Raw genomic sequence first — 22,680 nt, 5'->3', positions numbered from 1 at the left:
TCCGCCATCGTGGGGGGCTGCGGCAGAACTCGGCCAATCAGTGAGATCACGGCAGCTGGTATTGAGCCTTAGCATTCGCAAAAAACCGAGAGGAGGCGGCAGATCGTCGATAACGGCGGCAAGCCCTCAATGCGTCGACCGTCGCTAAGCGTTGACGGCATGCACAGTCCCTCCAATCAGGCCGCCATTGGCTGGGCTGTCGGCCCGACACCGATCACCGCACCTGTGGTCATTAGCACGATCAGACCGCGCTCGGCTCCGGTCATGTCGAGATAGGCCCGAACCTGCGCGCGGTAGTGGTCGAGTGTCTGGGGATCGGGGGCCACATCGCTCTTCCAATCGACGACGACGGCTGGACGGCCTTCAGACGTCAGAGTTAGGGCATCCGCGATTCCGGTCGTTGCCGTTTCCATCCGATCGTCCGCATGCGCGGCGTAGACGGGAAACTCGGCCAAGAGTGCCGGCCGCAAGGCCGCGATTTGGGGCAGGGCAAGGGTCTGGACGACACAGCCCGCCAGTTCCTCGGCAGACAGTCCCGTCGCCGGGTCGGCGACCGGAAACCGGCCGAGGGCGCGGATGAGTATGGTGGCTCGGTCTGCAAGGGCTGCCTTTGCCTCATTGGTTTCCCTGGTCAGCATCTCTTCCATGAGCTTGTGCAGGATCAGTCCGCGTTCGCGGCTTCCTTGAACCAGAACAACGGCTTGCAGTTCGGCTGGCTGGTCATCAGCCGATCCGGTCCAGATCCCGGCCTCTTCTTCCTGCAGCACGACTCCGGCGGTGTTCTCATCCCGGCTTGGCGCAAGCCAGATCAGCCGCGCCTGGCGCTCGGTAATGGCTTCGGCTTCCGTGGCGAAGATTGCGCGAGTTTGGGTATTGGCCGCTCTGTTGGCTGTCGCGACGTCGGCGGGTAGATGCGAGAGGTCCAGGCCGGGGAGTTCGGCCAGCGAAAGATCGACGAGACCGATCCAGGCGGACTTCGACGGCGTTGTGTCCAGCCGGGGCAGGACGAGAAGTTCGCGGGCGCGCGTGGCGGCCACGTACCAGAGGCGGACGCGCTCCCGATCCAGCTCGTCTTTCTCAGCCTGGCGCGCGGCTTCGTAGCCGTCCGGCGCGACGCCCAGGACCGGGCAATAGAAGGTGTCCGTCTGACGGTCAATGACCGCACTGTCGGGCGCCATGACGCCCGTCATGGTGTTGACCGGGATGACGATTGGCCACTCGAGGCCTTTGGCCGCGTGCATGGTGAAGAGCGCGACGGCTTCTTCCTGCGCATCTGGCCGACCCTCCACTGCGCGCGCCTCGTCGGTCCAGGCTGCGGTCATCGCCTCGGCGAAAGAGCGAAGGCCGCGAACGGAGTAGCTGGTCGACAGGCTCAAATAGAGATCAACATTGGCGAGCGCGCGTTCGGCCTGGCCGCGATGACGCGCGAGAAGGAGCGGCTGAACCCGCATCATGTCCACGGCCTGCGAGAGCAACTCGTGGGGCGTCGTGCTGTTGCTGCGGCGGTAGAGCGTCTGCAGCTTTTCGATGGTCTCTCGTGCAAGCGGATGAACGATGGCGGCGGGATCGACGCCGAGGTCGAGACGGGGAATTCGGTCGGGCTGTTCTTCGGAACGCGGCAGCGCCCAGACAATGTCGAGAAGTTCCTCTTCGGTGAGGCCGACTAGCGGGCCGCGCAGCAGTGAGCCAAGCGCCAGCGTGTCGCGCCGGTCGGCGAGAACGCGGGTCAGCGCGATCAGGTCCTGGATTTCCTGGCCTCGGAACAGTCCCTTGCCGGCTTGTGTCGCCACCGGAATGCCGCGACGTTCGAGCGCCTCCTCATAGCGCCACAGCTCTGCGCCGGTCGGGGCCAGCAAAGCGATATCGCCGGGCTGGCAAGGACGTTCCGTCCCGCTGCGCCGGTCGACAATCGGGCGGGTATCAATCAGGCGCGCGCACAGATGGGCGACGGCATCGGCCTCGGCATCGCGCTGCCGCTCGGCGCTGGCCTTGCCGTTTTCGTCCGCCACGGCCACGTCGAGGGCCGCCACGCACAGGTCGCCGCGATCGTCGTGAAAAGGGTCGAGAGCGGTAAAACCGGGCTGGCCGTCGGCCGAGAGCACCGTCTCGAAGCGCTCGTTGACGAAGGTGAGGATCGAGGCGCAGGAACGGAAATTGGTGGAGATCGACAGAAGGCTGTCGGGGTCCTGCGTGCGAAAGGCATCCCGAGCCTGCACATAGGCGCCGATGTCGGCGCCGCGGAAGCGATAGATTGCTTGCTTGGGGTCGCCGACCAGAAACAGCGCACCCGGCCGGATCCGGAACCGTGTCCAGTCGCCAACGTCGTCGACCGGATCGCCGCACAGCCGCCAGAAGATCTCGGTTTGCAGGGGATCGGTGTCCTGGAACTCATCGACGAGGACACGCGCGAAGCGCTGTCCCAGCGCGCGCCGGACATCGTTATGGTCGCGCAGCAGGTCGCGCGCCGCGAAGATCAGGTCATCAAAGTCGAGTTGGGCGCTCGCCCGTTTGTAGTCGCGATAGCGCTGCAGGATCGGACGCGCGTCGTCGATCAGCGCCTCCAGAACCTGGCCGGCCGCAGCTTGAAGAAGCAAACCCCAGGCCTCGCAGCAAGCGTTGTAGCAGACCTCCGCAGCATCGTTCAGCCGATCTCCATCGGCCTTGGAGAGGCCGGCCTGCTTCGCCGCGGCAGCCCATTTTCCCTTCTTGCGATAGGAGGCGAAAGCGCCTGCCTTGGTACAAAGATCCGGGTGCGGACGCAAGGTCAGAAGCTGGACCAGGCCGGAGGGCGTCGCGGGATCGGGACCGGCAGCCAACGCAGTCGCCATCTCGGCCAGCCGCTGGACGATCGCGAGCGTTTCCGGCTCGGTCGCCGCCGCCCCACGCATGAAGGCCGCGAAATCCGCCGTCGCCTGCCGAAAGGCTGTCAGATGACCGTCAAGCGGCGAGACGGGTGGCGCTGCGAGGGTGCGGCAGCGGCGCAGGTTCTCAGCGACTTTGTGGACGAGCGCCACGGTTTCACCGGGGTTGTGCAGCACCATTTCGGCTAGGATGCCGTCCTGATCGCCGGACAGACGCTCGCGCAGCCAGCCATCGACGATCTCAAGGAAGGTGAGATCGGCCTGGTTGCGGTCCATGACGCCAGCGCCAGGATCGATGTAGGCTTCGGCCGGATAGGGCTTTATCAGACGCTGGCAGAAGCCGTGAATGGTCGAGCAGGTGATTTCGTCGATCACGGCGGTCGCGGCGGCCAGATTGTCGCGCTGCGCCTGCGACAAGCCACCGGGCAGCGCCACGCGCAGCTCGGTCGAGATGTTGCCGACCGCAAGATCGGCAACAATTTCGCGCACCCGCGAAAGCAGCTCACTGGCTGCTAGCTCTGTAAAGGTGACGGCGGCGATGGCGTGTGGGGGAACGCCCTCCGCGAGCATCACGGCGATGCGTCCGGCCATGACGGCAGTTTTGCCCGAGCCTGCGCCAGCTTCGACCAGGATCGAGCGATCATGGAGACTGAGCGCGTAGCGTCGCGCGTCGTCATCCTTAAGGGCCCTAGACACGCTGCTCATTATTCCGCCTCCCAGATTTGAGCGACCTGACCGAGCCGTTCGGTCGCGGCCGGCATCTTGCGTTTGCAATAGGTGGCGCTGGCATTCGCCGGCAGGGCAAAGGCGAGATCGTCGTAGTCGCCGCCGGTGTCGGGGCCTGGCAGCGCGGCACCACCGGCGAAGCTGCTCCTCGCCGCGCGCAGATAGTCAGTGATCTCAGCGAGGACCGCGTCCGGATCTTCGAGCTGGAGGTTAATTGGCTCACGCGGGTAGAGCAGCGAGGCGCTGATCGTGACATCATCGCCCAGCAGCGCCTTCACCGCGAAGGCATAGAGGCAGCGCTGAAGCTCGCGGCCGCCGTTCAGCCGGATGTCGCCTCGCGGAGGACGGCCGGTCTTGTAGTCGCGGACCAGCGCGCGCTTGCCGTCGCCTGCGATGTCCAGCCTGTCAATATAGCCGGCGACATTCAAACCCGTGTCGGGAATCGTGACCGGCACATTGGGGTCCCACGGCGTCTGCGCGTCCGACTTGGGCTCGGCCCCGCCGAACGGCACCTCGCTATAGGAGCGGGCACCCAGCAGAAGCACATCGCCATAGGCAAGAGCCCGCTCCGCCGTCAGCCGGGCATCACCCAGGGTGCGCCCCCAGATGACGGCCGGCGGGACCGCACGTTCGCTTTCCCAATCGGCGCGACAAGCGCCGCGGCCCGGTCAACCGTCGCTGTGATCGCCGCGGCGTCGGCGGACACCAATCCACCGGCGCTCTCCAGATCGCGTAAGGCGCGATCGAGAACCATGTGAACCAGATCGCCGACGCCGAGTGCGTCGAGCACGAGCGGTTCGATGGTGCTTTCTGGCACGCGCCAGCCGAAGGCATAGACCCAGGCAAAGCTCAGCGGGTTGCGCAGCAGACGCCGGAGTGAGCTGGCCGATTGGGTGCGGGCCAAGATCGCGAGAATGAGCGGATGATCGGGCCGGATGAGGCCGTCATGCGGTGTGATCTCGGTGCGCCGCCAGTCGCGCCAGCAGCCTTGCGCGCTGAGCGCCTGCTGGTCGGCGCTAAACTCCTGCGGCCTGGCCATGAGGCGGTCGGTTTCGCTAAACGCATGGATCGGAACGGCGTTGCGACGGAGATAGATTTCCGGACCGTGCGCAGAGAGGAGGGGGCTGCGTCCCAGCAGCCGTCCGTCGCTGTCGCGACGGGCGCGCGAGAGGACGATTTCGCCGGTCGTCGTTGCCAGGATCGTCTCGAAGTCTCGGCGATCGGCCAGGCTCACCGGGAGCGGGTCGAGCTCGGCAGTGGGGATGATATGGTCCGGGATCAGCCGGTCCTCGGCAATTCCGCGCGGCCAGTGCGAAGAGTTGAGGCCGATCAGCCGCACAAAGCGCCGCGGCGAGACTGCTAGCGCGCTCGCAGGCATCCAGCCGACGGACACGCACGCCTCCAGCCCGTCATCCTGCTTCAGGGTTTCGAGGGTGGTGTCGATCGAGACCGCCGGCCCGGCGAGGAGGCCCTTGCGCCAGATGGCGAGCGCACGGCCCTTAAGAAAGGCCTTACCGATCTCCGGTGCTGCGTCGGCCCCCTTGGCGAGCAGGTCGATGGCCGCGCGCAAGGCCGGGGCGTGATCCGCGTCGTGCGGCCAGTCTTCGGGCTTCAATCGCGCCAGCAGGCGGTCCCAGGCGTTGGGCGTCGACATCGGCGCATCGGCCGGCAGGATCCGCAGCCAGCCTTCGGGAAGTGACGCAAAAGGCGTGGAATCCCGACACAGGGCGGCGAGACGACGGATCCGGGACTGCGACAGACCGCGAACGACGATGTCGGCTAGCGCGGCGGCGGCCTGGCCATCGCGGGTGGTGACGATCTTGACGCCTTGGACGAAGTGCAGGTCGATGTTGGCGTCCGCGCGCAGGCCGAGGAAGTGATCGTCGTAGTCGGCGGGCGAGGCCGTGGCGATCGCGATATCGGACGGCGCCGCACGCCCGGAGGCGAGAAGCGACCGCGCCCAGCGCATGGCCTCGATGGCTTCGTGATAGGCCGTAGCCGCGCTGACGGTGCTGACTTCCGGAGTCTGCGACGGCGCGCGCAGCACCCCGATACCCGTGCCCTCCAACCAGGCCGGCGCCGGCCTCGGCCCGGCCGTCCATCGCACGGGAATGTGTGCGGTGAGCGCTTTCAGGAGCGGCCGCCAGCAGGGCGAGAGTTCGGTGAGGCCAGCGATCTCCATCGGGCCGAGAACGGCGGGCGCATGGGTGATACGGCTGGTAGCGCCGGCGACGATGTCGATGGGCCGCATCATGGCGGCTGGTAGCTGCGCCAGGACCGCCGACTCCAATCGAGCGATGGCGTCGAGTCGCGGATGCTCGACCGCGCGCGCTGCAAGGTCGATATCAGCGCGCCAGGCCTTGTGCAGGGTGTCCGCGGCTGCGTCTATCATCCCGGGCAGCGACTTGATGCTCTCCAGCTCGCCCATCGGCGTTGCCGGCAGGACCGTCTGGATCGCCACGCGAAGGCTTTCATCATCAATTGGGCGGACGAAACCTCCAGCGAGCCGCACCGCCGCCTGCTCGAACGACATGACCTGCAGGCCATGACGGCGGTCGCGCGCCGCCGCCAGGCGGCCTTCCCGCATGGCGAGGCGGCCGTGAACGACGAGGGTGGATCGGCCCGAGATGGCCATGGTGGTTCCCTCCTTTCGAGGTCAGTTCTCATTCGGGCGCCGGCTCAGAGCCGGCGCTGCCGCGCTGGCGAGCGCGTGAATGTTGCGTCGCGGTATTTTGTGGCAGGCTACTTTGTGGGAAGTCTGTCAAACCCGCTCACAGGGGCTCTCTATAGCAGGTAAACAGTAGAATACCGGGCGAGATGCTTCTGATGGAATGTAATCCACAAGTTTATCGTTAGAATCGATTGGATATACGGCTCCAAAGGCGCCGCCAGAAGCCTGGTGTCGCTTTGGGCGGAACGGGTCGAGCAGAAGGTTCGACCGTGGGCGACTGCCCGTAGAAACGAGCTTTAGCAGCGCGATCACGGCGACGCTCTGACTCCACTTGCTCGTCGCTCCACGGGCCGGCTTCGACCACCTTGCCGCGGTCGATCACATAATGTGACCGGCACTTCAACGTCCAGTTGCCGATCGACGGATGAAGGGAGATGGCCTCACCGTCGAAGGTCATCTTCCAGTCTGTCGGCGTGAACGGCGTGACGAGTTCCTCGCCGCAACCGCAGCAGCAGCTGTGGGCCGATGTCGCATATTGCATCGACACGTAAAGCACGCCTGCCCCAAGGCGCTCGGGGATATGGTCGACGAAACGATGCTCGAGTCGCTTGTGCCGTATCACGTGAGATCCCCATTGATCAGCATGTTGCCGTCGGTGGTGTAAGTGCAGTGATGCTCCTGTTCGAGGTCTCGGTAGAAGCCGCGGATTTTCTTCCACTTCACCACTGCCAGGACAGCATTGAGGGCATTGAGATCCGCAACCTGAATGTTGGACGCATAGATGTCTTCCACGCCGCCACCGACGAATGAAATGCGCTGAGGCACATGATCCCGCTTCTGAGGCGTGCTGGCGGTCACCCGCAGGATGCCGCCGAGTGATCCTTCGTCGAGCTCAAGGCCCATGCCGACATCGACGAACGCAGCGCCAATCGTCTCGAGCTTCTCCACGATTAACCGCTTCGCGTCACCGGCATCGAGGGACAGGAACGCGAAGGTGACGCTGTTGAGAAGCTCGAGGTTGGCCGGGCCAAGCGCCACATCATGCGCCACAATGTTGCGATGCATCCGGCTATAGATACCCTTCAGATATTCGACTTTCTTTGGCGCCTCTCGCAGTTCCTCCAGGCTCGGAGCGCCCGGCGCCCGAAACGCGTTGTGGGTCAAGAACTCGTCGCTTTCGAAGAGTCGGATCTCGCGAACCGGCGTCTTGGCGACGAAGTCCAGAATGTAGCCGCCAGTGCCGCCGACGCCAATGATGGCAACCCGCTCGCCGGCCAGCCGCTCGGCCAAGGCGCCGATCCCGACACGGTCGGAGGCGGTCTCGACATAATTGAAGACGCTGTCCTCCTCCGCTTCAGGCTCACGGATGGTGCGGGCCGTCGTGCCGGGGTTCAGCACCGCGGCCGGACCGGCGATGATGTTGGCGTAGCTGGTCATCTTGTGGTGATAGTCCGTATAGGCCTCGGCCGGCTTGCTTGAGAAGGCATGGGTCGCCTTCAGGCCATGGCCGAGATCGAAGGCGCCGGTCTGGTGCGCGATGCCCTGGATGGGCGACCCATCGGCGTGACACGGGAAGTCGCCATTCCAGTGGGCGACATGGGTGTCAGGCTTGCGCGTCCGGTCCCCGGCCAGCGTGAGGCTGGAGATCAGCGTGCCGATGCGCAATTGCCGGTGCGCATCGACATAGGGTACCTCGCGCATGACGAGATACCCACCGCGCTGTTGGACAAAGTAGCCCTCGTCCCGCAGCCGCTTGAGGTCCGGATTAAGATTGAACAGTGCGTGTGACATTGAAAACCGTCCCCTTCTTCTTGACGTCGACAGAGCCGCCAGCGCCGAGCTCACCGGCGTGCGGTATCGATGCCGCGTGCCGGTAGGTCATCGAGAAGACGACGTTGGATTCGTGCTGGCCCGGGAAGGCGAGCTGGACGATCTGTTCGAACGTCACCGTGCGGGCGTTCACCCTGCGCGGCCGCGAATTGACGATGATCTCGAACGTCAGCCGCGCGGTGATGAACCGCTCGATTCCGGGCTCGGCCAGATCGATCAGCTCACTAAGCTCGATCAAGCGGTCTTCGCCGCCGGGGACCACAAGGAAAACGCCATCGCCATCGCCGGGCTTGGCAAGGCCATAGAGCACCGCCCCGCTGATGACGGGCTTGCCCCAGCGCAGCTCGTCGTCGTTGAGCGTCAGCTTGAAGTCGCGATCAGTCAGGAAGGCGACGAAGCGTTCGGTACCGTGCTCGCGTAGGTCGAAGGGTTCGTCCAGCCGCACGTCCTCAAAATCGCCCGAGGGCAGGACTGCGAAGAGGCTGTAGCCATCCTGAGGGTCCAGAGCGGCGGCTTCGAGCAGCTGGCGGCCGAGCGGCACAGGATCGCTCACTTGGCGTGACAGGAAGTTGAGATCGCCCTGGGCGAGGAGGAAGCGATATCCCCGCGCCGGACGCAGCGACCGCCCTTCGCGCAGGGCGTCGCCGACGTCGTCGGAGTCGAGAAGTTCTTCAGTGTTCATACGATTGGTCCTTAGGTTGGGCCGAGGCGGGGCCACGGCTCTAAGGGTCCAATCGGATCGAGTTTCGCCGACCGGTAAGGTCAGGCGAACTTTTTTTGCAGGGGGCCGTCGGGTGTCGGTCCGCAGATGAAGAAGGCCGGGCAGTTGGGGCAGGTGCGCGACGAGACCTCGGCCGGGAACCGTCCAGCGCGGATGTCGGCGAGAAACTTTGAAAGCTTGTCCGTGCGTCCCTTCAACTCGCGGTCTGAGAGGGAAAGCTCGGATGCCTCGCCATCGGAGAGATGGACAAGCTCGGCAACAGCGCCGGGATAGGCCTGTTTGACCGCCAGGATCAGCGCCGCGGCGGCGCCATCCTTGCTCTCGGCCGATCGCATGTGACCCGTGCGGACGCGGCGCACGGCCCGGATACCGTCGGGCCGCATCAACACCTCGTCCGGCTGGACGAGGATCTCTTCGCCGCCGAGGTTGATACTGACCGCCACCGGCGCCTCAGCGATCGCGCCTGTGCGGCCCGACAGAAAGAAGCGCAGCATCGCCAATGCGAGATCGCGGAATTCAGCGCGGAAGCCATGCTCCCCCAGTCCCTCGCCGGCAAGCGCAGTATCGGTGCGATCAGTGAGTTCCTGCTCGGTCACAGGCACGTCCGACACGATCACCGCCTCGACTACCTGGCGAACCGCCTCGTGCAAGTGCATAAAGGCCGTAGTGGTTCGGCGCCCACCGACATGCAGGACATGGGTGTAGAAAAAGCGTCGCGGGCAGGATTCATAAAGCGCAATTTGCGGGGCTCCGAACCGCAGCCGTCCGTTGACCATCAACTCGATGCCCTGCGCTTCCGCCGCCATGGGAAGCGGCCGCGCCGGCACGACCGAGCTGCGCGTCAGGGTTGCTCCGAGACGGTCGAGGAAGGGCGACAGCGGTCGATTGTGGCCGTTGCTCTTCTCGGTCGGGGCATAGAGGATCAGGCGATCGCGGGCGCGCGATTGCGCCACATAGAATAGGCACTCCTGCTCCTCGGCCTGGCCCGCGCGGAACGCCTCCAGCCCGCTGCCTTCGGCCCCAGCAATCAAGCCCTCGGGCGCCGGACAGGGCGGTGCCGGTGGCGTGCGCGGGATCGTATCGCTGTTGAGCCCCGGAATATGCACACCGCCGAACTCCAGGCCCTTGGCACCGTGGATGGTCATAAGCCGCACGGCGTCGAGATGCTGGGCAGCTGCCGGAAGCTGACGCAGGTCGCGATCGTCGCCGAGACGGACAAGCCTGCGCACCCGATCGAGCACACGCGTGATCGGCAGGCCGCGGCCGGCCGGCTGGACGCGCATGAAGTTGAGGAACTGCCAGATCGCGATGCCGCGCGTACGGTCGGCGAGCTCTGCGGATGCGCCAAGGCGCGCCGCGATGCGGGTACGATCAAGCAATAGCATCGCGAGCACGGTCCAGGGCGAGGCTGTCTGGTCGAAGCCGTTGAGCGCGATCGCGAGCTTGGAGAGTGCCTGATGGCCGGCGTCGCTTACGCCGGGGATTGCATCCACCTGCTGAAGCCAGCTGCCAGGGTGCTCGGCTGGCCGCAGGTGCTCAAAGATCGCCGCCACGTCAGAGAAGGAAGTTGTGAAGTCTGGCCAGCACGCAATACGCAGTAGGCCCATGGCGCGCCGATCGACGAGAACGGAGAGCAAGGCCAGGAGATCCTTGACCTCGGCCCGCTCGAATAGGCTGCCCAGAAACAAGACGGGGACACCAAGCCGTTCGAGGTCCTGCCCGATCGTCGACAGCTTCTCGTTGCCCGTGCATAGGACCGCCTGGTCACGGTAGGCAAAGCCCTCACTGCGAAGCTGCTCGATCGCGTCTGCAAGAGCAACTTGCTGCTGCTCGGCCCGCTGCACGGTCCGCAGTTCGGGCTTTTGACCATTGCCGTCGCGATCCGCGTCGAGACCGCTGTCCGGGTCGCCCGCGCGCATCATGTTCCCGAAGCCGGAGAAGCTGGCGACGATCTCCGGCGCCGAACGATAGTTGCGCTTCAGCCGACCGCGCTTGCCGCCAAGAAAATCGTCTTTGCCAAATCGGGTCATATTGAAGGACGACGCGCCCCGAAACCGATAGATTGACTGCTTGGCATCGCCAACCATCCAGAGATTGCGGCCATTTTTCCGCAGCGCGCTCAGCAAGCGCACACTGCTGCGGTTCACGTCCTGGTACTCATCTACCAGCACATGGTCATATTGCGCCTGTAGCGTTGCGCAGATGGCCGCGTCGGTCTCAAGCAGCTGTACCGGCAGAGTGACGAGATCGCCGACATCAACACAATGTGCGTCGCGCTTGAGCTGTTCATAGGCGGCGTAGACGCGTGCAACTTCGCCGGCGCGTTCAGCGACCTCGCGCGTATTCGAGTCCCCGGCTTTCGCAAGCATGGCGTCGGCCAGCGTGGCGTAGGTTTCGGCGTCGACCACCTCGTCTTTTGCCCGTGAGACGGCGGCCAACATGTCGGCGATGATCTGGGTCGGATCGTAGAGATTGCGGTAATGAACAAGCCTCAGGCGCGGGAACTCCTCCTCGAGGAGCTCGACCGCCTCGCTCCGATCCATCATCCGCGGGTCTTTCGGCAGGCCCAGTTCTACATGGAAACGACGGATGATATCGAGACCGGATGCATGGAACGTGCCGATCCACATCGCTGCAGCAGCCTCGGGCCGCTTGCGGGCGATCCGCTCCGCCATCTCGCCCGCCGCCTTGTTCGAGAAGGTCAGAAGCAAGATGCGCCGCGGATCGACACCCTCGTCCAGAAGGCCTTCGACGCGAGCGATCAACGTCTGCGTTTTGCCAGTGCCAGGACCGGCCTCAAGCAGATAGGCTTCGCCGCGATGTGCCGCCGCCGAGGCTTGCAGTGAATTCAGCGGCCGCTCGACATGCGTCGTGACTGTCGCGGGAGGCACCGGCGGCAGCAGCAAGGCGTCGAACAGCTGCTGCGCGACGACCTCGAACGGTGCGCCGAATTTCGCGGCAATGGCAGACGCGGAGAGCCCTTCATCGATATGAAGTGCGCGCGCCAGGGTGCGCGGTAGCAGCAGCTCGCGTGCAAACAGGTCCATCTGGACCTCACGGCGTTGCCTGCGGCCATAGTCGACAACCCGATCCATTCCAACCGGCGACGGCTCTGCGGCGCGGCTGGGATCAATCGTCGGTACTGGCTCGCCCTCAGGATCGTCGCCGAGCTCGACATGGCCAATCTCGTGCGCGACCAGGAAGGCCTGCTCGAACGGCGAGCCGACACTCTCGTGAAGGATCAGATCGTCGGCGGCGACGAAGGTCGCGCGGCCGCCATTGAGGACGGCTGCCCCGGCGGCCGTCGGTTCGACATCAATCCCCCGTCGCTTGGCCTCGGCGACAGCAAAGTCATAGGGCGACCATGGATCGGTGCCGGAAGCAACGAGGCGAGCATGAAGCTCGGCGGCGACTTGCCTGGCGAGCTCCACGCTGTCCATATCAATCCGCCTCTGCCAACAACCGAGCGCGCTTCTCTACCGGGACGCCTGCGTCGATCAACACCTGCTCGAACGTGACCTGCCCGCCGACCGCCGGCTTGCCGTCGGCCTTGTAGCTGCGCCCGGCAGCTAGCTGCGCGGGCCCCCAGGACAATTCCAACTGTGTGACCGAACTGCTCACCGCCTCGGCCAACATCCCGAGAAACCGTCGCGGGATACTGATGAGGGAGATCCGTCGCTCGCGCAGCGCGGTTACGACCTGCCGGGGCACGTCAAGACGCTGGGCGACGGCACGCCAATCGGCGACCGTCAGCGCCGCGAAGGGGTCGGTCATCGGCGCCGGCATGGCCGCCGCGTGTTGCGACCAGGCAGCGTCGAGGAGGGCCTGATCGGCAGCGGCCAGCGGCGCGTCATCGTCGTAGACTTCGCGGCTAAGCTCGCGCGACAGGTCGACGAGCTCTCGGGCATATTCCGGATAAAGCCGCAAATAGCGATCCAACGTTGACCGGCCAGGCTCGCCTTCGACCGCGAACGCGTCGAGCACAGACTCGCGGGTTGGACGTTCTCCTGCGGGGCTCACCGCTCTTCTCCATCGGCCATGGCGGCCCGCAGGGTGGCGAAGGCTTTGTCGCGATAAGTTCGAACGGTCTTTTCGGAGCGGCCTAAGGCCTGCGCGATGGTCATGACGTCCGGCTCCTTTGAGTCAATGGGGAAGCCCTGTCTCAGCATGTGAATGATCCTGCTTTGTTCTATCGGTAGAGCCGCAATCGCCGCATCTAGGCGCAACCGGTAAGCCGGATCGTCTAAATCCGACAAGGCGAACGGGTCGTGAGCCCCGGCAGCCGCCTCGACCTCCGGTGACAGCTCACCGCTTTCCTCGCCATATTCGAGCGGTCGGGAACGGTTCTCGTCGCGCCAGGCCTGCTCCTGAGCATCGCGCCGCAGGCTAGCCAGCGCGCCGTCGAAACGCACCTCGAAGTAGTCCACCTTGTCGACATAGGCGGCGCGATCCGCCGACAGCAGCTCGACGAACCGGCCGAACACCTTGTCGCGCACGACCCCCCGCGTCAACGATACCGTCTTGCCATCAGGGCTTTCAGCCCTGGACAAACTACGCATTACCCGTTCAATCAGGATCCGATAGAGGCGCTCAAACCACATCTCGTTGTTGTCGCGACGGCTCGCGCGGATGAAATAGACGAGACATTCGCTGGGGATGTAGGCTGGGTCGGAGCGCCTCCTGATTGCAGCCCTGGCGATCAACTCGTCACGCGACAGGGCCGCCAGTTCGGCGATGAGCGCTTCTACCCTCTGGTCGCGCTTGTAGAGTTCGCCGCTGAGGCGTCGCTTGCGCAGCGGTGTTACTGCCGCTTGGCGCATGCGCTGCGCGTCTGCCTCTTGCCCTGCGTCGGCAGCTCCCTCCAGCTGGTTCATCGCGCCGCCTCCCTTTCCATATCGCCCCTCTCGTTCAGACTCGCCTCAAGCGAGCGGATGCTGTCGAGCACCGCCTCGAACTCAGGAGGATCGCCGAAGACCATACCCTTCATGGCTCTGTAATCGACGCGCAACTATTCTATCATGGCGTCATGCGGTGCAAGCGCGAACGAGCCAGGCACGGCGCTCGCGAGATCGAAGTCCGGTCGATTGAAGAACATCCGGGCATGCGCGACGCAGTCCGCGAGCGCGCTGTTAGCGATGGCGGCGTCGCCCACCGGCGTCGCGCCGAGTTGGTGCAGATCATAGTAGTGTCGAGACACGCGCTGGCCTCTCCGCGCTTGTCGAACCAGCGTCGCAGCCCATGGAGGATGACGATCTTATCCCAGAAGGTGCGTTCAGGGTCGACCGTTCGCACGGCCGGCACGGTCAGGTCGAGGGTCGGCAGATCATCATCGACATAGGGTTTGATCGGCACTTCGCTATTGTGGTCAAGCGCGGATTTCGCGCCAGACTCGATCTTGATCGCCACTCGTACATAATCCGATCGCGGTGTCGCCGCCGGATACCAGATCAGCAGCGTCTGCCCATCGGGATCGGCATCGTCGGCGTCCACTCGTCCCGCCCCGGTATTGAGGCCGGCGGCCTTGAGCCTTTCTTGTAGGATCAGAGTCAACTCAGCGCGCAGCGGGCCGTTGATGTAGGCTTGGCAGGCGTCCTTGATCGCATCAAGGCGCGCCTTGCGTTTCTTACCGCTCAGCGCGTCGAGCTCCTCGATGGTCGCCGGTTCGCCAATGTCGTCCCGAAACACCGTGACGTCGATATCTTCTGAGAAGCGGTTGATCAGGCCGAAGCCTTTGGACAAGGAGGTTCCGCCCTTGAAAAGGAGGCGGGGTCCCCCTCTTTCAGTCCATTGAACAAGGCATCCAGCGTCCAGCAGACCCAGAAGTCCTTTTCGATATTCTGGGATGCCGTGCCGAGGCGCAGCGCTGTCGTATCGAAGGCGCTTAACATCGTGTCCGACCCTGCCGCCAGGAGCTCGTCGAAAGCCGCATTCATGTCTTCGCGGTCCGGGTTGCGCCGCGCTTGGCGGTTCGTGTCTTATCGGTAGAGTGCCGTTTCGGCTTCCGTCGGCCGATGGCTGCGTGATCATCGTCGCCGTCCCTCGTTCGTTGTCGCTGACGATCATGATCAGCATCGGCACCAGCATGATCATCATCACCGACATGCCAACGACCAACGCAAGCGTCGTTTTCGACAAGCGGCTTGAGAAACACCCACATCCAGGTTGGCAGCGCCGTCACACCCGTATTGATGTCAGCTTTCAGCGCTAGGCCCGCAACGGGATCCTCGAAGAGCTTGGCGAGCTTGCGCTTGACGTGGTCACTCTCTCCTTCACGGACCAGGAGATCGCGGAGCCAGTGAAGCGCCTGGACGACGCGCATCGCCGGTCGCCCGGCCCAGAACAGCTTGCTGGCCGCCGTCGGACGGAAGGTGATCGTGACGTTACCGAGCTTGATCGCGCGACGGCGGGCGTCTGTGTGCACCACGATTTTTGCCGGGACCGCGTCGGTCAGGCCCAGATCGTTTGCTGCTGTCATGCCATCGACAAGCATCCGGGTTTGGTCGCGTCGACCAACGGCATCGATGACCGAGCGCGGATCGGGCGGGTTGGTTTTTTGGGTGAGCTTGTTGAAGCCAGGCTGATCGTAGAGTCCTCGATCGATTCGCCTGAGGATTTGCGCCTTCGTCAACCGCTGCAACGCCTTATCGACGGCGTCCCGCGAGGCGAGATCCACGAAATCACTGGGCGTCCATACCTTGCGCGGCGCGTCGGCACGGATGCGGTCAAGCATGGCTGTCTTCAGATTGGGTGAGTCGCTGCGCATGTCCGAAAATTGTAGAGGTTTTTCGGACGGAAGGCAAATCGGCGTCCGAAATACCTCTACAAACTTCGGACATGGCCTAAGAAAGCCGCCTGCCAAAGCGCACCTTCCATATCGCGCAGGGGTCTCTCTATCTGGGCCAGTGACACGCCGTCCGCACCTGAATTGAGCCTTCCCATACACCACTTCGAACTTGCGAAATTATCAGCGAAGGAGCTAAACAAGCGGGGTTGTGACTCCGCGACCGACCTCTGATGATCACTTCGCCCCTCACGTCGGCAAGCGGATTGCTCACCGATGTCGAAAGCTGCCATTGCCGTATGCCACTCTGTTGCATAGTTGATCCTCAAACAGTCTTTTCGTTGTTCGCCAAGCCGAATACACGACCAAGAGCCATGAATAGCAATAACGGAGGCGTTTAGATGCGCGGCATGATAGTTCGCCTACAATGCTCTTGAGGCCACCAGCAACGGATAGGGTGCCGGCATCTGTCGATGCCTTTATCCAGCGATGGAGCGGCACTGGCTTGAATGAGAAGCAGGCCGCGCAATCCCATTTCATTGAACTATGCCGTGTTCTCGATGTCCCTACCCCGACTGAAGCCGATCAGTCTGGGACCTCCTATTGTTTCGAAAAAGGTGCCACGAAGGCGACAGGTGGCGAGGGTTGGGCTGATGTCTGGCGTCGCGGGCGATTCGCCTGGGAATACAAGGGGCCGCGCAAGAACCTTGCCGAAGCCTTCCGGCAGCTACAGCAATATGTAGGTGCGCTTGAGAACCCACCATTGCTCGTGACATGCGACCTCCAACGGTTCGAGATCACGACCAACTGGACCAACACGGTCAGCGAAAAGCACGTCCTGACGCTTGAGGATCTGCGCGACCCAGAGAGCCTCAATAAGCTTAGGGCCGTCTTCTCCAATCCCGAACAGCTCCGGCCCGGCCGCACGCGCCAAAAGCTGACTGAGGATGTGGCAGGCGAGTTCGCAACCCTGGCCCAACGGCTCCGTGAGAGACCCTTAAAGGATGGCGCAGAGCCCACCGCGCTCGACGTCGCACATTTCGTTATCCGTCTTATGTTCTGTATGTATGCTGAGGACGCCGAATTGCTGCCCAAGCGGCTCTTCAACGAGCTGCTGATCTCCTTGAAGCAGGATCCATTGGAATCCGCTGATGCCTTCAGGAACTTGTTCGCTGCGATGCGGCGGGGCGGACGGTTCGGTGCTCACCGCCTACGTCACTTTAACGGAGGTCTGTTTGGCCCCACGAAAGCTGCCGAGCATCCAGACGATGTGGCTTTTGCGCTCAATCCGGGCGATCTTGATATCTGTATCGCGGCCGCGGAGGAGGATTGGAGTGAGATCGACCCATCGATCCTCGGAACGCTCTTCGTCCGAGGTCTCGACCCGACCAAGCGAAATGAACTCGGTGCTGAGTATACCGACTACGACACGATCAAGCGAATCGTAGATCCCGTGGTGGTGCGCCCGCTCCTTAACGAGTGGCATGATGTACGCCGTTTGATGAAGAGCCTCATAGACCCGGCACAGGCAGCACTGACCGCTGAGATCGAGGCCTCCATGGATGTGCCCGAACTGGAGGAAGAGGTGCGCGAAGTACGCACGCGCATCGGAGGCAAGACGCAGATGGAACTGTTCGAGGAACAGCCGAAACAGCGCCGCGTTCGTTCCGTCGATCGTCTCCGCAAGGGCCTGCGTTCTGCGGCTGCCGATCTCGATAAGGCACGCAGCCAAGCCGACGAACACTACCACACCTTCATGGCCCGTCTTCGTGCAATCCGGGTGCTAGATCCAGCCTGCGGTTCGGGCAACTTCCTCTACGTCGCGCTGGCCGAGCTGAAGAACATCGAGCGCCGCGTAATGATTGAGGCCGAGCAGCTAGGCTACGAACTTGGATTCCCTCGGATCGGGCCGGAGAACGTGTTCGGCATCGAAAAAAACGCCTTCGCAGCCGAACTCGCGCGTGTCTCCGTCTGGATCGGTGAGATTCAGTGGATGAAGCGCAATGGCTTCAGTGTCGGGCGCGACCCGGTTCTGCGCCCACTGGAAGACAACATCTGGCACCGCAACGCGCTCGTCGATGAGGACGGCACCAAAGTCGTGTGGCCCGAAGCGGAGTTGATCATTGGCAACCCACCCTACAAAGGCGCTAAGCTGATGAAGCGTGACCTCGGCGTTGCCGAGACCGAACGAATCCGAACCGCCTTCAAGGGTCGCTTACCCGGTTTCACGGATCTTGTCTGCTTCTGGTTCGAGAATGCGCGGGAGATGATCGAGCGCGGTATCGCCGAACGCGCTGGATTCGTGGCGACAAACTCGATCCGCAAGAATACCAATCTCACCGTCATGCTGCGGATCGCTGAAACCACTACGATCTATGACGCTTGGCCGGAGGAACAGTGGATCAACGAGGGCGCGCAGGTTGACGTGTCACTGATTTCGTTCGGTAACTCTGGAGGAGAGCCCCTTCGTCTGAAGGGAGAGACCGTTAACCAGATCAATCCGGATTTGACGGCCGGTATCAATCTTACCTCGGCTCGTGATCTGCTTGAAAACAGGGGACTTGCTGCGCTCGGCATCCAGAAAAGCGGCCCTTTCGACGTTCCTGGTGACGTAGCAAGGACTTGGATGGCTGAGCCGGCGAACGTGAACGGGGCGCGAAACTCCGAGATCCTTAAGCCTTTCCGGAACGGGGACGACCTTACGGAACGCCCACGCGACATGTGGCTTATTGATCTTCCGCTGAACCTGAACTGCGAGCGAGCTCAAGAATATGCTTCAGTCTACGAATACTTGAGGACCGCAACAAACGACGATGGACTGACGGTCGCGCAGACGCGTGCAGCTCTAGGCGATCGCGCCCACGAGCGCTGGTGGGAACCCCATTGGCCACGTCCCGAGATGCGAACGAGGATCCAGCAGCTCTCGCGATACGCGGTTACGGCCCGAACCTCTAAGCATCACATTATTCAGTGGCAGGCGTGGCCGACCCTGCCGGATGAAAATCTTGTCTTGTTCCTGCGGGAGGACGACCTCATGTTTGGCCTACTCCAGAGCCGGTTCCATGCGCTCTGGGCATTGCGTAAGGGTTCCGACTTCGAGGATCGGCCGCGTTACACACATACCTCTGTAACGATGACATTTCCGTTCCCCCCGGGGATGACGCCCGACGTACCCGTCGCAATCGCGCGGGCGCATAAACATGCAGCTTCTATCGAAGAGGCTGCTCGTGAACTATATCTGAAGCGTGAGGAGTGGCTCTGGCCCGAAGGCTCATTCATTGAGGTGCCCGAGGACGTAGACGCCCTTGCGGAGGTGGGGCCCAATGGCTACCCCCTACCGAAACCGGAAGCAGAACGCCTCCTTCCTTTGCGGCGAATTCCAGCGAACGAGCGATCGGCTAAACAACTTGCGTCCCGCGGATTCACTAAACTCTACAACGAAAACCCGGCATGGCTGCAGTCCAAACACTCCGCGCTCGATGACGCGGTGGCCTCGGCCTACGGCTGGAACCCGGGTATTTCTGGCGAGGCCGCTCTCGAAGAGCTACTCAAGCTTAACCTTCAGCGCTCAGCCCATCAAAGCTAAGTTCGTTGGTGATAACTGGACTAGGATGTTGGCGGTGATTGGCCGCAAATTCGCGTGGCTGCTGTTCGGTTCGTCTTTCGGACGGGCACGTCTAGCCCTTCGACCTATCAAGATATTCTGGTCAAACTCCCACGAGCGTCCGATCGGTGAGGAGTGCGGAAGAATATCGGGCTATGCAACGTGCGGGTCTTTAGTTCGGTCACTTCCAAGTCCCTGGTCGCAACTGATGTTCGCTTTTGTGCTTAAAATGTTGCATAAAAGGGCAATGTGGAAATCAATCCCAGACGTCGATGCCCCGCCTGATCTGCAGCAAGTGCTAATCTAGCGCGTCGCCATCGCCGCAGCGGCCGTGCCGCTCTCGTGGCTCCGGCCAAGCGCCAAGATGTAGATCCTGTGCGGACAGCTGAAACGACTGCGATCGGTTCTGGCGACGCGCCGGAGACGGCGCTGCTGGTTGGTGCTGGCCGCATCGACCGACTGGTTTGAAGCTGGCCCATGCCGAACCAGTGTGGCTGTTCAGACCTCCAGGTGATGTTTGGCGACTACACTTTGGCAGAGCGCTGGTCGCCTTCCATCCCCATAGGATGTTCAGCAAGTCGGTCATTGAGGTGATCTTTGCTGTTGCCCGCTAGCAGACGTTGCCGGCGACCACGCTGGACATCGTAGTTTCGCCCTCCGCTCGCGTGCGAAGACATCCCGTAAAAGTTGATGCAAGCAGTCAAGAAATGTGATAGCCGCCGTCCCCGACTGCACTAATGGCTGCAATAAGCCTCTTCAGATTGACGGAGATCAGGGGAATGGGGTTAACCCGGCGCTTGGAAGAACACGGCGATCGTCCGGCGCTGATCTTTCCCGGACGCACGCCGATCACTTACCGCGATCTTGCGCGGCGTGTCACAGCGTTGGCAGCCGAGTTCGGACCGGAGAAGAAGCTGGTCGCGGTAGCAGCCGAGCCGACGGAACACGCGGTCATCTCTTATCTGGCAGCCATGCACGGCAAGCACGCCGTCGCATTGATCCCGCCCTGCAACGCATCGGCTCTGGACGACTTCGTCGCCGACTATTCGCCCGAAATCATCTGCAGACGCGTAGACGCCCGCTGGCGCTGCCGCACGGAAGCTGGGGAGTCCAATGGCCCACTGCATCCCGATCTCGCCGTGCTGCTCGGCACCTCCGGCAGCACCGGCAAGAGCCGGTATGTTCGCCTGTCAGCCGCCGCAGTCGAGGCCAATGCTAGAGCAATAGTCAGCTATCTGGAACTCAGCCATCGGGACCGGGCGGCGCTCATCCTGCCATTCCACTATTCTTACGGCCTCTCGGTCCTGAACTCTCATCTAGAGGCAGGTGCCAGCATTTATTTCCCGAAACACGGTGCCTCCCACTCCGCCTTTGCCCAAGAGACGCGCGAAGCGAGCTGCACCAATATCAGTGGCGTTCCCTACTCCTTCGAAATGATGGACCACGCCGGCTTCCGGAGGCACGACTTGCCTGAGTTGCGTTTCATGACGGTAGCCGGCGGACGCATGCAACAAGCTCTGGCCGAGACCTTTCGGCGCCATCTCGCGGACAACTCTGGCTGCTTCTTCATGATGTATGGGCAGACCGAGGCAACCGCTCGCATCGCCTATGTTCCCCCCGGCGAGATCGAGGGCAATCTGGGCAGCATCGGCATTGCCATCCCGGGCGGCAAACTCTGGTTGGCTGATGAAGACGGCCGGCCAATCGAACAAAATGGGGAGCCGGGCGAACTCATGTACAGCGGTCCCAATGTGATGATGGGCTATGCCCATCGACGGGCGGATCTGGCAACGGCGCACGAAGTCGCGGATTTGCCTACAGGCGACATCGCAAAGCGTGATGATCGCGGGTTCTATTCGATAGTCGGTCGCCGCAAGCGGATGTCGAAGATCGCGGGCCTACGCCTGAGCCACGACGCGATCGAAACGGCGCTTGAGAAAGCTGGGATCGCCGCAGCAGTCGTCGGAGACGATGAGCGCATTCTGGCGATGGTGACGACACCCAATATCGACGACAACGAGGTGCTCCAGGTCATGATGGCTGCAAGCGGACTGCCAAGGCCGCAGCTCGAAGTCGCCAGGGCGACGTCGTTGCGGAAACTCGCCTCGGGGAAGATCGACTATGCTTCACTCCAGGCTCGCCTGCTAGCTCCGCGCCAGCAGATGGCCACGAATGTCCTGGACGCCTTCAGGAATGCGTTCTATCCGCGTCAAGTTGGTCCCAGCGACACTTTCGAAAAGCTCGGCGGCGACTCGCTGCTCTATGTGCAGCTCTCGCTGACCCTCGAACGTGAACTCGGGAGCCTGCCGGAGGGATGGGAAACCATGCCCCTTGGCGACCTTGCCCGAACCGCCGAACCCAGGAACCATAATCGGTCCATCGATAGTCAACTGGTCCTGCGTGCTGCCGCGATCCTGCTGGTTGTTATCCATCACGCAACGCTCTGGCCCATTCCGGGCGGAGCCGCCACACTCGTGATGCTGGTCGGGTTCAGCCTGGCTCGCTTTCAGCGCCAGCGGCTGTTCGCCGGCGATGGTCTAGCGGTGTTGCGGCCGCTGGCAGCCAACCTTGCACTCTATGCGCCCATCGTCGCGGGCTTCTCCCTGGCGCGTGGCGAGGTGCTATGGCCTTCGGTCTTCCTGGGTGGCAATCTCGGCTTTGCCGCACCGCCGCACATGGTGCCGTATCTCTACTGGTTCGTTGAGGCCTATGCGCAGACCATTCTTCTATGGGTGATCCTGTTTTCCATTCCGCAGGCGCGGCGCATCGCACATGCAATGCCGCTCGTTTCTGGCATTTTCGCGCTGGCAATTGCTGTAGCAGCCAAGTTCCTCACGCCCCTCGTCTGGTACATCGGCGGGCCGCAGATATTCACACTGCCCGACATCCTTTATTTGGCCATCCTAGGCTGGTGCCTGTACTTCCTCGACACGCCGCCGAAGCGGAAGGCGTTCTTTGCCGTCGCCACTGTTCTTTGCCTGGTGCTGGCCTGGTGGGGCGGCAATTGGACAGGTTCCTGGGTCAAGTTCATGCTGGTGCTCGGCGCGGTGTTCGTCCTGCTTTTCATTCCGCGCATTACATTGCCCGGTTGGGCGGCGCGCCTCATCCTGCCGGTTTCTGCCGCCAGCTATCACATCTATCTTTTTCACCGCGTAATCCCCGACTGGCTGCTTCCGCAACTCGACCTGGGCACGCAGCAGCCTTCCGGGCCGGCAGCGGCCATTTCGATTGGTCTCGCATCAGGCCTGGCAGTATTCTGGTTGCAAAAACAATTTATTGGCTGGCTTGCGTATCGGCGAGCCTCCCGCCTCGGTTGGCGGAGCCATGGCGTCGGTGGCCCATTGGAAGCAGCCGAATAAGACAGATTGGCCGGAGAACGGGGACGCCACTTCGACAAAGTCGGCTTGGCCGATCTTGGCCATGGCGACGAACAGGAGGAATTGGGAAATGGTTCGCGCAGAACGCCGGCAACAACCGTCAGCGGAT

At 62.8% G+C, this 22,680-nt stretch carries 10 protein-coding genes and 2 pseudogenes; 2 read left to right on the top strand and 10 right to left on the bottom strand.

Going from position 1 to position 22,680, the window contains the following annotated elements; translation table 11 throughout:
• Nucleotides 1-176 precede the first annotated feature (176 nt).
• The 10 genes and pseudogenes from NKH80_RS15945 to NKH80_RS15900 all read right to left on the bottom strand — a co-directional run bounded on the left by NKH80_RS15945 (nt 177) and on the right by NKH80_RS15900 (nt 15,539).
• Nucleotides 177-3,566 carry a UvrD-helicase domain-containing protein gene (locus NKH80_RS15945; protein WP_352992441.1) on the bottom strand — a complete coding sequence of 1,130 codons (3,390 nt, stop codon included), beginning with the start codon at nt 3,564-3,566 and terminating at the stop codon, nt 177-179.
• Nucleotides 3,566-6,222, bottom strand: a pseudogene (locus NKH80_RS15940) (PD-(D/E)XK nuclease family protein). Before NKH80_RS15940 ends, NKH80_RS15945 begins: the two are co-directional and overlap by 1 nt.
• Before the next feature lie 217 nt (nt 6,223-6,439).
• On the bottom strand, nt 6,440-6,880 hold the full coding sequence (locus tag NKH80_RS15935; RefSeq protein ID WP_352992439.1) for a ubiquitination-like system serine protease family protein: 441 nt from the start codon (nt 6,878-6,880) through the stop codon (nt 6,440-6,442).
• On the bottom strand, nt 6,877-8,049 hold the full coding sequence (locus NKH80_RS15930; RefSeq protein WP_352992437.1) for a ThiF family adenylyltransferase: 1,173 nt from the start codon (nt 8,047-8,049) through the stop codon (nt 6,877-6,879). Before NKH80_RS15930 ends, NKH80_RS15935 begins: the two co-directional genes overlap by 4 nt.
• Nucleotides 8,024-8,770, bottom strand: a complete 747-nt coding sequence (locus NKH80_RS15925) for a multiubiquitin domain-containing protein (RefSeq protein WP_352992435.1) — start codon at nt 8,768-8,770, stop codon at nt 8,024-8,026. Before NKH80_RS15925 ends, NKH80_RS15930 begins: the two co-directional genes overlap by 26 nt.
• Before the next feature lie 80 nt (nt 8,771-8,850).
• A complete protein-coding gene (locus NKH80_RS15920) occupies nt 8,851-12,249 on the bottom strand; it encodes a UvrD-helicase domain-containing protein (RefSeq protein ID WP_352992433.1) in 3,399 nt (1,132 codons plus the stop codon).
• 1 nt (nt 12,250) lies between these two features.
• A complete protein-coding gene (locus tag NKH80_RS15915; RefSeq protein WP_352992431.1) occupies nt 12,251-12,829 on the bottom strand; it encodes a hypothetical protein in 579 nt (192 codons plus the stop codon).
• Nucleotides 12,826-13,683, bottom strand: a complete 858-nt coding sequence (locus NKH80_RS15910; RefSeq protein WP_352992429.1) for an RNA polymerase sigma factor — start codon at nt 13,681-13,683, stop codon at nt 12,826-12,828. Before NKH80_RS15910 ends, NKH80_RS15915 begins: the two co-directional genes overlap by 4 nt.
• Nucleotides 13,680-14,742 (bottom strand): annotated as a pseudogene (locus tag NKH80_RS15905) (nucleotidyl transferase AbiEii/AbiGii toxin family protein). Before NKH80_RS15905 ends, NKH80_RS15910 begins: the two are co-directional and overlap by 4 nt.
• On the bottom strand, nt 14,739-15,539 hold the full coding sequence (locus NKH80_RS15900) for a DUF6088 family protein (RefSeq protein WP_352992427.1): 801 nt from the start codon (nt 15,537-15,539) through the stop codon (nt 14,739-14,741). Before NKH80_RS15900 ends, NKH80_RS15905 begins: the two are co-directional and overlap by 4 nt.
• 556 nt (nt 15,540-16,095) lie before the next feature.
• Between NKH80_RS15900 and NKH80_RS15895 the strand changes: the two genes are divergently transcribed.
• Nucleotides 16,096-19,176 carry a class I SAM-dependent DNA methyltransferase gene (locus NKH80_RS15895; RefSeq protein WP_502900960.1) on the top strand — a complete coding sequence of 1,027 codons (3,081 nt, stop codon included), beginning with the start codon at nt 16,096-16,098 and terminating at the stop codon, nt 19,174-19,176.
• Nucleotides 19,177-19,973: 797 nt separating this feature from the next.
• Nucleotides 19,974-22,553: an AMP-binding protein gene (locus NKH80_RS15890; protein WP_352992423.1), complete on the top strand. Its 2,580-nt coding sequence runs from the start codon at nt 19,974-19,976 to the stop codon at nt 22,551-22,553.
• Nucleotides 22,554-22,680: the final 127 nt, after the last annotated feature.

The sequence above is a fragment of the Mesorhizobium sp. M0904 genome (assembly GCF_040319475.1).
GTDB lineage: Bacteria > Pseudomonadota > Alphaproteobacteria > Rhizobiales > Rhizobiaceae > Mesorhizobium.
The sequence above is the reverse complement of the archived record's forward strand: the minus strand, read 5'-3'. Positions and strand labels throughout refer to the sequence as shown.

What these genes read in the sequence shown, in the direction of transcription:
- NKH80_RS15945 (WP_352992441.1), bottom strand. Translation starts at nt 3,566, where the DNA reads ATGAGCAGCGTGTCTAGGGCCCTTAAGGATGACGACGCGCGACGCTAC.
- NKH80_RS15930 (WP_352992437.1), bottom strand. Translation starts at nt 8,049, where the DNA reads ATGTCACACGCACTGTTCAATCTTAATCCGGACCTCAAGCGGCTGCGG.
- NKH80_RS15925 (WP_352992435.1), bottom strand. Translation starts at nt 8,770, where the DNA reads ATGAACACTGAAGAACTTCTCGACTCCGACGACGTCGGCGACGCCCTG.
- NKH80_RS15920 (WP_352992433.1), bottom strand. Translation starts at nt 12,249, where the DNA reads ATGGACAGCGTGGAGCTCGCCAGGCAAGTCGCCGCCGAGCTTCATGCT.
- NKH80_RS15910 (WP_352992429.1), bottom strand. Translation starts at nt 13,683, where the DNA reads ATGAACCAGCTGGAGGGAGCTGCCGACGCAGGGCAAGAGGCAGACGCG.
- NKH80_RS15900 (WP_352992427.1), bottom strand. Translation starts at nt 15,539, where the DNA reads ATGCTTGACCGCATCCGTGCCGACGCGCCGCGCAAGGTATGGACGCCC.
- NKH80_RS15890 (WP_352992423.1), top strand. Translation starts at nt 19,974, where the DNA reads ATGGGGTTAACCCGGCGCTTGGAAGAACACGGCGATCGTCCGGCGCTG.